Source organism: Patiriisocius sp. Uisw_047, from assembly GCF_047730165.1.
Taxonomy (GTDB): Bacteria; Bacteroidota; Bacteroidia; order Flavobacteriales; family Flavobacteriaceae; genus Patiriisocius.
Genome location: NZ_CP159834.1, coordinates 461866 through 474681, shown reverse-complemented (window position 1 = coordinate 474681; position 12816 = coordinate 461866). Strand labels below are relative to the sequence as shown.

The following is a 12816-nucleotide window of genomic DNA, read 5'->3' as shown; positions in this document are numbered from 1 at the left end:
TATTACAATATCATTAAGTTACAACCACGTATATCGCTGTCGTCAAATCTACCCATAATATTAAAACTGCCATCATCCTTTATAATCCCGAGATCTTGTGTGGCGATAAACGAGCAAGAATAGACGTTAGCGAGATCGATAACATTGATGCCGCCCGTTTTATGCTGTAATAGACTTAGTGGGTCTTCAGTATCTCGTGTGAGAATTTTCATCCATGGAGGACAGGTAAAAACGCCTTCTTTTTCACTGTATGCTTGCGATAAAAGTTCGGTCATTCCATATTCACTATGAATTTTATGTGTACCAAAACCTTCCTTGAGTAATGCGTGTAATGCAGGTTTTATAAGTTCTTTTCTGCGGCCTTTCATTCCGCCGGTTTCCATGACAATGGTGTTTTTAAGTTGAAATGTTCTCTTTTCAATAAGATCTAGCAAGGCATATGAGACCCCTATCAAGATGGTTTTTTTACCTTGTGATTCTAAGTGGTCAAGTTTTTTTATAAGACCGTCAAGATCGTTTAGATAAAAACCACTGTCCAAAGAATGACTATCTTTTATGAGTTGGTCCACCATGTAAATTAGCGACGAACCTTGGCGTTCTAAGTAGGATGGTAATAAGGCTAAAATGGTATAATCTTGCACATTTCCGTAGTAATGAGCGAAGCCTTTTTTAAAACTTTCTTCATAGATTGCAATATCTGCCACATGATGCTTACTTGTGATGCTGCCTGTGGTACCGCTACTTGTAAAGGTAGTTTTGGAAATTTTATCACTTGATATAATTTTCTTCTGTTTAAAGAATGTGATGGGCAGAAAAGGTATTTTTTCAATGGTATCTACTCCTGAGGTAGCTACAGAAAGGAGGTCGCAAAAGTTGCGATACACCTTACAATATTCGTGTTGATATCTAAAAATGGCAAGCGCCAAGGCCTCAAACTCTGAAGAATTTTTGATAGAAAAAATGGACGAAATTGGTTGCTTCATAGTAAATAGTACCGCGCAAAAATAAGCATAAAAAAGCCCCTACCGGAGCAGGGGCTTTAGAATAAGTATCAGGATAGAAATTACTTAATCACTAATTTTGCGATAGAGGTTTGTCCATTTTCTGTTGCTCTCACAATGTATAAACCTGTAGAAAGGTCTGACACATTAATTGTTCCTTGAGCATTTGCAATGTTCATTACTTGTTTTCCTGCTACGTCATATATAGCAACGTTTAAAATTTCAGAAGCAATAGTACTGAACGTCACTTTTGAAGAAGCGGGATTAGGTGTTATTGTAAATCCTTCAATATTGTTTTCTGAAATACCTGCCGTAGCAAAATCTGACATAGAACGCGAAGTAATGTAGTAACTACCATTGTCTCTTTCAGTAATAATACCAGTAATTATAGTTTCTGTGGTTACAGCTAGACCAATATAATCTACATCAAAGAAAGAGGTTCTAAAGGTATACTCATCACCAGATCCGTCTTCTATCATTAGGTATTCTTCACCCGTTACCCATTCTGTATTAACGCTCGTGTCAATGTCAAAAATATTAAGTGTTATTAGCTCAGACTCATAGTCATTTGGGTTAGCGACTAATTGAGAAACTAATATGTTTTGACTAGGAGTTGGGTTATTTGTTGAGGTTGCCGCCCCTGCATCTGCATTTACTACAAACTGCATCATGCCGTTAAACTCGCCTAATAAACCAGAAACATTAGTAAGCCCGTCACCTATTGCGTAAGTAGTTGTAAAATTGCTAGCGTTGTCATCAATTAATATGGCCGCGGTTGCATCTTCAATGAATTTTTGATTTCTAAAGTCTTGAAGGAAGGTGATAATCACCTCTCCAGTAACAGTATATTCTTGACCAATAACGCCTGCTCTTAATTCTGCAAGATTGTTTACTACAGATGCTGGCTCACAAGTTACTGCGCTTATGTCATTACTGATGTCGCAATTTGTGCTTGTTACGGTGTATGCAAAGTCTACTCCTTCATCAACATTAGAAATGATGATAGAACCATCTGCGGTTGTGTTAGGATTATCTCCAGAAATAGTACCTTCTGTAGACATAATAGTATAGGTAGTTCCTGTGTTACCGCCAGAAAAGCCTAATGTTGTAGTGTACGTGTCTGTTCCAGCAGTTACTGCGTCGCATACTACACTTGTTACAAAAACAGATAAGTCACAAGTGACAGTACAATCTATATTTGCAGCTCTAGGTGTAGGAGCTCCTACGCAATAGCTTCCGTCTGCACCTCTTTGTATAGACTCGACATCTTTCATTCCATTGATGTTTTCGTCATATTGTACCGTTTCTCCTAAGGCAGCTAGTAAATCTAAATCGTCAGAGTCATTTGTTCCGTAGACAACAGCTGTTTGTAAATTTACTTCAGTCGCTGGAGTATCCGTAGGATAATCTAAAGCATCGCCTACAAAAATTCCCACAGCATCTGCACCGTTTTGTATCACGTTATCTGCGCCTAGAGCGATATCTACACCAGGAACAGCATCACCACCTATTATAAAGTAGCCATTACTATCTGTAGAAAAACCATCTAAGTCAATCGCATTATAAGACGCATCGTCACTACCATTAAATAGGACAACGACTAATCCATTAAGGCTCGTGCTTGTTCCGTCTGAATATATTTCTATAAACTCTAAGGTGTCTGTGGAAGTTTGGTCTGCATCAATTTCGTTGATTACAATAGATACACCATTAGAATTTCTAACAGACATGTCATTTTGAGCAAACATAACGCCTGCTATCAATAAGGTAAATAGTAAGGTAATTTTTTTCATTTTATGAGAGTTTGATTTGGAACAAACATAATCAATATTAGGACTTCTTTTCCTTCTCACCATTCTATTTATCATTTGTTTATCAATGATTACAGATCTTTTACACCTTAGACGTTTCAGTATTAAGTTAAGGTTAATAATGTGAAATGGAAACAAAATATTTTTTAAAAAGAGTATCTTTATTAATTGTTTAAAAATAAATAATGAAGAAAAAAGATATAAAAATATTACTTGTGGATGATGAGCCAGATATCTTAGAAATCGTGGGTTATAATCTGTCTTCTGAAGGATACCAAGTAATAACTGCAGAAAATGGTCTTGTAGGTTTAGAGAAGGCCTTAAAACACAAACCTCAGCTTATCATCTTAGATGTGATGATGCCAGAAATGGATGGTATTGAAGCTTGTGAGAAGTTAAGAGCTATTCCAGAATTATCAGAAACGGTTATCACGTTTTTAACAGCAAGGGGTGAAGATTATTCTCAAGTAGCTGGTTTTGATGCTGGAGCAGATGATTACATTACAAAACCAATTAAGCCTAAATTACTTATTAGTAAGGTAAAGGCATTACTTCGCAGATTTAAAACGCCCGAACCTGTTGAGCAGATTTTAAAGTTAGGGAACGTTGTAATCAACAGGGAGGAGTATAAAGTGATTGTTGGTAAAGAAGAAATGGTGCTGCCACGTAAAGAGTTTGAGCTTTTATCTTTATTAGCCTCCAAGCCTGGTAAAGTTTTTAAAAGAGAAATTATTTTAGATAACGTTTGGGGAAATGATGTTGTTGTGGGAGGAAGAACGATAGATGTGCACATTAGAAAGCTGCGCGAAAAAATAGGAGATGACCGTTTTAAAACAGTAAAAGGTGTTGGGTATAAATTTGTGATTTAATTGTGGGCGATTTTAGAAAAACATACAAGTTTGCTGCTGTTACGGCTTTATATATTTCCCTCTTTTTGACACTAGCTATGGGTGTTTTTGTTTATTTCCTAAAGCCAGTCTCCTACTGGTATCTTATAGTATTTGCTTTGTTTTCTTTTTTGTTTTCCTTCTTTGTAATCCAACAAAGGGTTGAAAAATTTATCTATAGAAAAATTAATAACCTATATAAAGAGTTAACTATTCTAGATGCAACAAGTTTTGGGAGAGAACAAATCACTACAAATATGGCAACGCTCACAAGTCAAGTAAGACGTTTTGCACAACACAAAAAACTAGAGATTGAGGCTTTAAAAATTAGGGAATCCTACAGAAAAGAATTTTTAGGGAATGTCTCACATGAGCTTAAAACTCCTTTGTTCACCGTTGAGAGCTACATTCTCACTTTACTTGATGGCGCGATGGACGATAAGGCTGTTCGTGAGAAATATCTTAAACGAGCAAGTAAGGGCGTAGAAAGACTTACTTACATCGTGAAAGATCTAGATATGATCTCGAGGCTTGAAGTGGGGGGTCTGGTTTTAGAGAAAGAAAATGTGGATGTTGTAAAAATGATTCATAATGTTTTTGATTTGCTGGAGATGAAAGCGTTAAAAAAGAACATCTCATTAATATTCGACAAGAAGTATAAAACCCCAATACTTGTGCGAATAGATGAAGAGCGTGTTCAACAAGTGTTGACTAATTTAATAGAAAACTCTGTTAAATACGGGGAAAGTGATGGGACTACGGAGGTGAGTATTGAGAAGCTTATAAAAAATAAAGTTATTATTAGAATTACAGATAACGGGCTCGGGATCGAGAGGGAATATCTCACGCGTATTTTTGAACGTTTTTTTAGAGTGGATAAAAGTGGATCTCGTAAAGAGGGAGGAAGTGGACTAGGACTCGCTATTGTAAAACATATTATAGATGCCCACGGCGAAAAAATCTATGTAGAAAGTCAGTTAGGTGTGGGGAGTGAATTTTCATTCACCCTCGAAAATGCTGAATAGTTTTGAGTAGTCTCGCTGCTCCGTTCTTAGCGGCGGCCATCCAGAAAAGTGGTCAATTAGTTTCAACTTGTTTATACTAAAATCATCCTGAGTACAGCTTGCAATCATCTTCATATCAAAGAGGCGCTTAGCTAAATATTCCTGCTCAAATTGTCCTGGAGTAGGGATGAAAAATACGTCCTTATTCATAGTTGCCATATCCATTAGAGACGTATATCCAGAGCGACAAATCACAAGATCACTCTTGTTAATTGCTTTTTCTAAAGCGGAGGTGGTCAGGTAATTGACCAGCGCTATGTTGCCTATTGTAGAGCGTTTTTGAGTGTCTTCTACCATACCTTGAACTAAGAACACCTTTTTATTTGTGCCGTTAAACTGCTCAATAAGTTTCTTTTCTAACAAGCTTCGTTGTGGCTCTGGCCCTGAAAGCAATATTAAAATATCATTTTCTAAGACAGCTTCTTTACGTTCCATTCTAGAAAGTGGACCAATGTATCTCACTCGTGGATCCATTTTTTTTAAGTACCCAAGTTGACCACTTAATGATGGTTCTTCTTTATAATCTGGCACCCAACAAGCATCAAACTTTTTAATAAATTTTTGATGGATTTTACTGCTAAAAAAGGTTGTGGCTCCACTTAAAACACACAGTTGATGCGTTATATAAACGCTGGGTATATTTTTGTTGCGCACACCAAGCCTGTTGTCACTTATGATGCCGTGAATGAGGCCTTCTGCCACGAGTTGTTTGACTACCTTTCTTTCTTTCCTGGCAGCGGCGTTCATCTGCGGTAACTTAAGGAGTATACTTTTTTTAAAATCGCGCCCATCTTCAGGATACGATATGTTGTATGAAGGTAGAGAAATACTATTTAACTCTGGAAATTCCTGCTCAAGTAATCTTAGGGCTGCACCATCACTTCCTAATAGCACATCATAGCCGTTCTCGAGCAAACCATTGATGATAGGAATACAGCGCGTGGCGTGCCCTAAACCCCAGTTTAATGGTGCAACTAAAATGGTTTTTTTATTTTTAAATTTCAATTATTGAATAATTATGAGGTAAAAATAACCATTAATAATTCAATTTATATTTCCGAAGGGAGGCTAAAAAGGAATCAAGGCATTAACAAGTGTCTACCTCGAATAAATGTTTATTTTTGTGCCAAAATTTCACCTGTGGGAAGTAAGAATAAGCTTAAGCGATTTAGAGAGAACGAAACGTTTACAAACGTGATTCAGCCAACTAGAGAAGAGGCCGTCAATGATGATCTAAACTTAAAAGGAAACTGGAATAAAAATTTCTTCAAGAATGATAATCCTATAATACTTGAGCTGGGTTGCGGTAAAGGGGAATACTCTGTTGGTTTGGCGAAAAAGTATCCAGAAAAAAACTTCTTAGGTATAGATATTAAAGGAGCTCGTTTTTGGAGAGGTGCAAAAACTGCCTTAGAAGAAGGTATGGGAAACGTAGGTTTTCTGCGTACTCAAATTGAGCTCATTGAGAATATGTTTTCTGAGAATGAAGTAGACGAAATATGGATCACCTTTCCAGATCCGCAAATAAAATATAAGCGCACAAAGCACCGTCTTACTAACGAAGCTTTCTTTGATACCTATAGAAAAATTTTAAAACCAAAAGGTATTATGCATCTCAAAACAGATAGTGAGTTTATGCACGGCTATACTTTAGGATTGCTTCAAGGGTTAAAATTACCTATTCATTTTGCGCATCACGACGTCTATGGGATAGGAGATGAAGCTCCAGCGGAGGTTGTGGAAATCCAAACCTTTTATGAAAGTCAATACCTTGAGGTGAATAAAAAAATTACCTACATTCGGTTTTCTTTAGACTCATAAATTTTAGGTATCTTCCCCTAACCAACTTTTTTGATGTCCTTAATCTTGAATTTTATTATTGGCTTTATTGCCGCACTTATTGGTGTGATTCCTCCAGGATTGCTTAATATGTCTGCTGTAAAAATAAGCATTAAAGAAGGCCGTAAAAAAGCATTCCTTTTTAGTGTAGGAGTAAGTTGTACAGTGTTGATACAAACGTACATTGCGCTTATTGGTGCAAGGTACTTAGATAGCCATCCAGATGTTATCAAGATATTACAAAAGGTAGGATTAGTAATTTTCATCTGCCTCACACTCTATTTTTTATTTATCGCAAAAGACACAAGAAGAGAAATTCCTGAAGAAACGGCTAAATCAAAAACAAACCGTTTTTTTAAAGGAATGATTATTGCCGCATTAAACCTCTTGCCCTTGCCTTATTGGGTATACATAGGAGTTACTTTTGCTGGTTTTGGTTGGTTCTCCTTTGAGCAATCAGGGCTTCTCGCAGCAACAGTGGGCGGCGCTCTTGGTACACTCGCAATGTTAGGTTTGTATATTCAGTTTTTTAAACGGAAGGATGATAAACCCCGTGTGCAAGCAAATATGAATCTAGTCATAGGCTTGATAACAGCTGTCATTGCATTCATTACCGCTTTTAAAATCTTCACTTCTGTGTAATGGCAGATCCTGGCTTTTTTAAAAAAGTACACCAAGTAGCACAATTAGTGCCCTATGGTCGTGTGACCAGTTATGGTGCTATTGCTAAATATCTTGGCGCTCCAGGAAGCTCCCGTATGGTGGGTTGGGCAATGAATGCATCTCATAATATACCAGATGTTCCTGCGCATAGAGTCGTGAATAGAAAAGGACTACTTACCGGAAAGCACCATTTTGATGGCACAAACTTAATGCAGCAACTCTTAGAATCTGAAGGAATCACAGTGATTGAAAACCAAATACAAGATTTTCAAACTCTTTTTTGGGATCCCTTTCTAGAACTTGGTATTGACTTATAGTACCATCAAAAAACTTCATTGTACCCTCTTTATTTTTTGAAGTCTAAGGAGTATCTTTGTACTTTAGAAATAGTCTAAATAAGCAATATGAAAATTGAAAAACAGACAGTGCTCGATGCGCTTAAAACCATTACAGTAGCGGGAGAAGGTACAAATATGGTAGATAGTGGCGCGGTGACAAATGTGATGGCTTTTGCAGATGAAGTGGTCGTTGATCTTAAAATTGCCTCACCGGCAATGCATATTAAAAAAAGAGCCGAAGCAGATATAATTTCTACCATTAGAGAAAAGGTGTTTGCAGATGCTAAAGTACTTGTAAATATACGTGTAGAGACTCCCGTAAAAGCGGATAATCCAAACCTGATAAAAGGAAAGACACTGCCAGGAATAAAAAATATAGTAGCCGTCGCTTCAGGAAAAGGAGGTGTAGGAAAATCTACAGTAACTGCAAACCTTGCTATCTCTTTAACTAAGATGGGCTTTAAGGTAGGTGTTCTAGATGCTGATATTTATGGGCCTTCTATCCCAATAATGTTTGATGTTTTTAATGAACGCCCGCTTTCTATTACCGTAGATGGGAAAAGTAAAATGAAGCCCGTCGAGAATTATGGAGTAAAAGTACTATCTATCGGGTTTTTCACAAAGCCAAATCAAGCTGTCATATGGCGTGGACCTATGGCCTCAAAAGCTTTGAACCAATTAATTTTTGACGCTGATTGGGGTGAACTTGATTTTATGTTATTGGACCTTCCACCCGGAACAGGAGATATACATTTAAGTATTATGCAATCATTACCTATAACGGGAGCGGTTGTAGTAAGTACACCACAGACAGTGGCTTTAGCAGATGCACGTAAAGGTGTGGCTATGTTTCGTCAAGAAAATATAGATGTTCCTGTCTTAGGGATCGTAGAGAATATGTCTTACTTCACACCAGAAGAACTTCCAGATAACAAGTATTATATCTTCGGAAATGGCGGCGCGAAAAACCTTGCAGAAGATCTTGAAATTCCGTTCCTGGGAGAAATTCCATTGGTACAGAGTATTCGTGAAGCAGGAGATGCAGGTCATCCAGCAGCATTGCAAGAAGGTAGCCCTATTGCAGAGGCATTTACGACCATAACTAGAAATGTAGTTGAAGAAACAGTAAAACGTAACACAGACTTGCCATCGACAGAGGCAATTAAAATAACCACAATGGCAGGTTGTAGCGCCGTAAAAAATTAATATGACAGCAGAAGAATTAACAGCAAAGGTAGAGCTTGCATTAGACGAGATTCGTCCGTTTTTACAAGCAGATGGTGGTGATATTCTCTTGTTGGGAATCGAAAAGGAATCTATTGTAAGAGTACAGCTGCAAGGCGCTTGTGTAGATTGTTCTGTGAATCAGATGACCTTAAAGAGTGGGGTAGAGTTGACAATAAAAAAACACGCACCACAGATAGAAACTGTAATTAATGTCGAAGGATGATTTTTGTCATTTAGTGTATATCGTACCCTAAATACATTTGTCTCAAATTATGAATATTTATGATTAAAACCGATATACTTATTATTGGAGCAGGTCCTACGGGACTTTTTACAGTGTTTGAAGCGGGACTACTTAAATTAAAGTGTCACCTTATTGATGCATTACCGCAGCCAGGAGGGCAGTGTAGTGAGATATATCCAAAAAAGCCTATCTATGACGTTCCAGCTTTTCCAGAGATTCTCGCGGGAGACCTAGTAGATAATTTAATGAAACAGATTGAACCTTTTCAACCTGGATTTACTTTAGGAGAAAGAGCACAAACCATTGAAAAACTAGAAGACGAAACCTTTATCGTGACTACAAATAAAGGAACACAGCATCACGCGCCTGTTATTGCTATTGCAGGGGGACTCGGCAGCTTTGAGCCTCGCAAACCACCTATTACGGGGATTGCAGATTATGAAGGACTTGGTGTAGAGTATATTATTCGCGATCCAGAACTTTATCGAGATAAAAAGGTTGTCATTGCTGGAGGTGGAGATAGTGCTTTAGACTGGGCGATCTTTTTGACAGATGTTGCTCAGAGTGTGAGCCTTGTTCATAGACGTAATGAGTTTAGAGGTGCCTTAGATTCTGTTGATAAAGTACAAGAATTAAAAGATGCTGGTAAGATAGAATTAATAACGCCTGCAGAGATTGTTGGTATCGTAGGAGAAAGAAAAGTAGAAGGGGTTACCATAAAGAAAGGGGCAGAAGTTTTTAATAAAACGTGTGATCACTTTATCCCTTTATTTGGTTTGGCTCCTAAATTAGGGCCTATCGCGGACTGGGGATTAGAAATCGAGAAGAACGCGATTCTAGTAAATAATGCTCTTGATTATCAAACAAACATACCTGGCATCTATGCTATTGGCGATGTAAACACGTATCCAGGAAAATTAAAATTAATTCTATGTGGTTTTCACGAGGCTACCTTAATGTGCCAGAGTGCCTTCCAACGCATTTTTCCAGACAAACGCTATGTGATGAAATACACAACTGTTGGTGGTGTTGAAGGATTTGACGGTTCTAAAAAAGAGGCGCCTAAAGCGGTGGTAAAAGCGATTAATTAAGTGCAGGATATCACCTTACATATTACAGATAGAGAAGGGTTTGATCACGAGATCAAAGCGCCCACAGATATGAATATGAATCTTATGGAGGTCATCCGTTCTTATGAGCTGGCACCAGAAGGAACCGTAGGCATTTGCGGTGGGATGGCGATGTGTGCTTCTTGCCAGTGTTATATGGAGAGTCATCACGAACTACCGGAGCAAGGTGTTGACGAAGAGGCGATGCTTGCAGAGGCTTTTCACGTGCAAGAGAATAGCAGATTAGGTTGTCAGATTTTTATTTCTGAAAGCTTAGATCAATTAAAGCTTACGCTAGCTCCCGAAGAATAGGGGTATAAGTCTTCAGCGTCTATTTTTCAGTTTTGTATTCGATTAATTTTTGAGGGCCTTCCAATAAAATGCGCATTACTTGAAGTCTTCCATTTTCCGAAGTAGAAATATGCCATTTTATTAAAGAAATAGCACCATTTTCTATTTCTAAACCCGTAATACTTCTTGGGTGAACACAGCTCCCATCATTAAAATATGGGATGTCACCAGGTTCAGGAAATCGTGGCCGGTGTGTATGCCCGGTTATCGTGAATACATTGTCATTATCAATAATCCATTTTTTAGTCCTGCGTTCTACTTTGATGAGCTCCCTATAATTTTTTGCTGGACTTGTAGGATCACTTATCCCAAAGATTTGCAGTTGTCGCCAGAGGGCTCTTACCATAAAGCGGCTAAATTTCCAGGCAACATAATTCCACCAGTCTGCTTGATGACCGTGTATCATATAAATTTCTTGACCAGTGTCTTTATGCTCTAGGACAATACCTTCTGTAAATGTAATTCCTGGAAACAATGGTTCGTCACTACCAGTAACTTTATTAAAGTAGGAGTAAAGGTTTTTTTTTACATACTCTTCATTGAGATACACCATATCGTGATTACCAACAATGCGGTATAATCTGTCTTCATTATAAAATAACTGCATTAAATCAAAGACGTTTTTATGTGTCTCGTGGATTGATTTAAACGTTATATTTTCCCATAACTCATCACCATCACCTAGCTCACAATAGGTAAAGTCTTCTTTGTAATAATGTTTTAATGCGTGGAAGTATATGTTACGATTGTTTGCAAAATCGTCGGCAAAACTGTTATCTCCTCTATGACAGTCGCTAAATATGATAAACTTAGAAGTGTCATCAAAAGAAATTCGTTTTGCTTTTGTATAAGCATTTGTTAATCTACTGGCAGAAGACATAGCTATTAATCTTTGTATAAAGATACGATAATACCATTTTAACCATCATATGTCCCCTATAAGTTGAGTTAGGAAATCGGTGTTTGTTGATTAAGTTGATGTAAGAATAAAAAAAGTCGCTATTCTTAAGAATAGCGACTTGATATTTAATTTATTAAGATAAGACTCTTTATTAAAGAGAATTATACTTCATATTGGGTTTTATTTAAAAGCATTTAATCCGGTAACATCTAGTCCAGTAATTAAAAGGTGTATGTCGTGAGTTCCCTCATAAGTCACCACGCTTTCAAGATTCATCATATGACGCATAATAGAGTATTCTCCAGATATACCCATTCCACCTAGCATTTGTCTCGCGTCTCTAGCAATCTTCAGTGCCATATCTACATTATTACGCTTTGCCATAGAGATCTGAGCAGAAGTTGCTTTGTTCTCATTTTTTAATTGACCTAAACGTAAACACAGTAACTGAGCCTTTGTGATTTCTGTGATCATCTCTGCTAGTTTTTTCTGTTGTAACTGGAATTGACCAATAGGTTTTCCAAACTGGATGCGCTCCTTAGAGTATCTCAAGGCGGTATCATAACAGTCCATCGCTGCACCTATTACCCCCCAGGCAATCCCAAAACGCGCAGAATCTAAGCAGCCAAGTGGTGCTCCTAATCCAGATTTGTTTGGCAATAAATTTTCTTTAGGCACTTTTACATCCTGAAATATTAACTCTCCAGTTGAACTCGCTCTAAGAGACCATTTGTTATGTGTTTCTGGTGTAGTGAAGCCTTCCATGCCACGTTCTACCACGAGACCGTGAATACGTCCTTCTTCACTTTTTGCCCATACAACAGCAACGTCACAAAACGGCGAATTTGAAATCCACATTTTTGCTCCATTTAAAAGGTAATGGCCACCCATGTCTTTAAAATTAGTGGTCATCCCACTTGGGTTACTCCCGTGATCTGGTTCTGTAAGACCAAAAGATCCCATCCATTCTCCAGAGGCTAGTTTTGGTAAATATTTTTTACGTTGTGCTTCGTTTCCATATTTCCAGATAGGATACATTACGAGTGAAGATTGCACAGATGCCGTAGAACGAACACCACTATCACCGCGTTCTATTTCTTGCATGATCAAACCATAAGAAATCTGATCAAGACCTGCGCCGCCATATTCTTCTGGAATATAAGGGCCAAAAGCTCCTATCTCTGCCAATCCTGGAATAATAGATTTTGGGAATTTCGCTTCTTGAGCAGCTTCTTCTATGATAGGAGAAACATCTCTCTTAACCCAAGCACGAGCAGCATCACGAATGAGCTTGTGTTCTTCCGTTAATAAATCGTCTATGTTATAGTAATCTGGGGCTTCAAATAAGTCTGGTTTCATATAAGTAATTGTTTATCTATTG

The 12816-nt window shown here is 37.7% G+C and carries 14 protein-coding genes; 9 read left to right on the top strand and 5 right to left on the bottom strand.

Features of this window, described 5'->3' with window-relative positions:
* Positions 1-2: 2 nt before the first annotated feature.
* Positions 3-983, bottom strand: coding sequence for an acyl transferase (locus ABXT71_RS02240; protein ID WP_415372173.1), 981 nt, complete (start codon positions 981-983; stop codon positions 3-5).
* 80 nt (positions 984-1063) lie between these two features.
* On the bottom strand, positions 1064-2794 hold the full coding sequence (locus ABXT71_RS02235; RefSeq protein WP_415372172.1) for a T9SS type A sorting domain-containing protein: 1731 nt from the start codon (positions 2792-2794) through the stop codon (positions 1064-1066).
* 203 nt (positions 2795-2997) lie between these two features.
* Between ABXT71_RS02235 and ABXT71_RS02230 the strand changes: the two genes are divergently transcribed.
* Positions 2998-3681, top strand: coding sequence for a response regulator transcription factor (locus ABXT71_RS02230; protein WP_415372171.1), 684 nt, complete (start codon positions 2998-3000; stop codon positions 3679-3681).
* Positions 3681-4724 carry a sensor histidine kinase gene (locus ABXT71_RS02225; protein WP_415373052.1) on the top strand — a complete coding sequence of 348 codons (1044 nt, stop codon included), beginning with the start codon at positions 3681-3683 and terminating at the stop codon, positions 4722-4724. The genes ABXT71_RS02230 and ABXT71_RS02225 overlap by 1 nt, the downstream gene beginning before the upstream one ends.
* Here the strand turns inward: ABXT71_RS02225 and ABXT71_RS02220 are convergent.
* Positions 4698-5768, bottom strand: coding sequence for a glycosyltransferase (locus tag ABXT71_RS02220; protein WP_415372170.1), 1071 nt, complete (start codon positions 5766-5768; stop codon positions 4698-4700). The two genes, ABXT71_RS02225 and ABXT71_RS02220, sit on opposite strands and share 27 nt — an antisense overlap.
* Positions 5769-5903: 135 nt before the next feature.
* Between ABXT71_RS02220 and trmB the strand changes: the two genes are divergently transcribed.
* The 7 genes from trmB (at position 5904) to ABXT71_RS02185 (ending at position 10495) form a co-directional block, all read left to right on the top strand.
* A complete protein-coding gene (gene trmB / locus ABXT71_RS02215) occupies positions 5904-6584 on the top strand; it encodes a tRNA (guanosine(46)-N7)-methyltransferase TrmB (protein WP_415372169.1) in 681 nt (226 codons plus the stop codon).
* Positions 6585-6617: 33 nt separating this feature from the next.
* Positions 6618-7244, top strand: a complete 627-nt coding sequence (locus ABXT71_RS02210) for a LysE family translocator (RefSeq protein WP_415372168.1) — start codon at positions 6618-6620, stop codon at positions 7242-7244.
* On the top strand, positions 7244-7582 hold the full coding sequence (locus ABXT71_RS02205) for an MGMT family protein (protein ID WP_415372167.1): 339 nt from the start codon (positions 7244-7246) through the stop codon (positions 7580-7582). The genes ABXT71_RS02210 and ABXT71_RS02205 overlap by 1 nt, the downstream gene beginning before the upstream one ends.
* Positions 7583-7669: 87 nt before the next feature.
* Entirely contained in the window at positions 7670-8809 is a 1140-nt protein-coding gene (locus ABXT71_RS02200) for a P-loop NTPase (protein ID WP_415372166.1), read from the top strand.
* A 1-nt stretch (position 8810) separates the two neighbouring features.
* Positions 8811-9053, top strand: coding sequence for a NifU family protein (locus ABXT71_RS02195; protein ID WP_415372165.1), 243 nt, complete (start codon positions 8811-8813; stop codon positions 9051-9053).
* Positions 9054-9112: 59 nt separating this feature from the next.
* Positions 9113-10165, top strand: coding sequence for an NAD(P)/FAD-dependent oxidoreductase (locus tag ABXT71_RS02190; RefSeq protein WP_415372164.1), 1053 nt, complete (start codon positions 9113-9115; stop codon positions 10163-10165).
* Positions 10166-10495, top strand: a complete 330-nt coding sequence (locus ABXT71_RS02185; protein ID WP_415372163.1) for a ferredoxin — start codon at positions 10166-10168, stop codon at positions 10493-10495.
* Between the two features lie 19 nt (positions 10496-10514).
* Here the strand turns inward: ABXT71_RS02185 and ABXT71_RS02180 are convergent, their stop codons facing one another.
* Together ABXT71_RS02180 and ABXT71_RS02175 are read right to left on the bottom strand one after the other, a co-directional pair.
* A complete protein-coding gene (locus tag ABXT71_RS02180) occupies positions 10515-11414 on the bottom strand; it encodes a metallophosphoesterase (RefSeq protein ID WP_415372162.1) in 900 nt (299 codons plus the stop codon).
* 201 nt (positions 11415-11615) lie between these two features.
* Positions 11616-12794 carry an acyl-CoA dehydrogenase family protein gene (locus ABXT71_RS02175; protein WP_415372161.1) on the bottom strand — a complete coding sequence of 393 codons (1179 nt, stop codon included), beginning with the start codon at positions 12792-12794 and terminating at the stop codon, positions 11616-11618.
* Positions 12795-12816 lie beyond the last annotated feature (22 nt).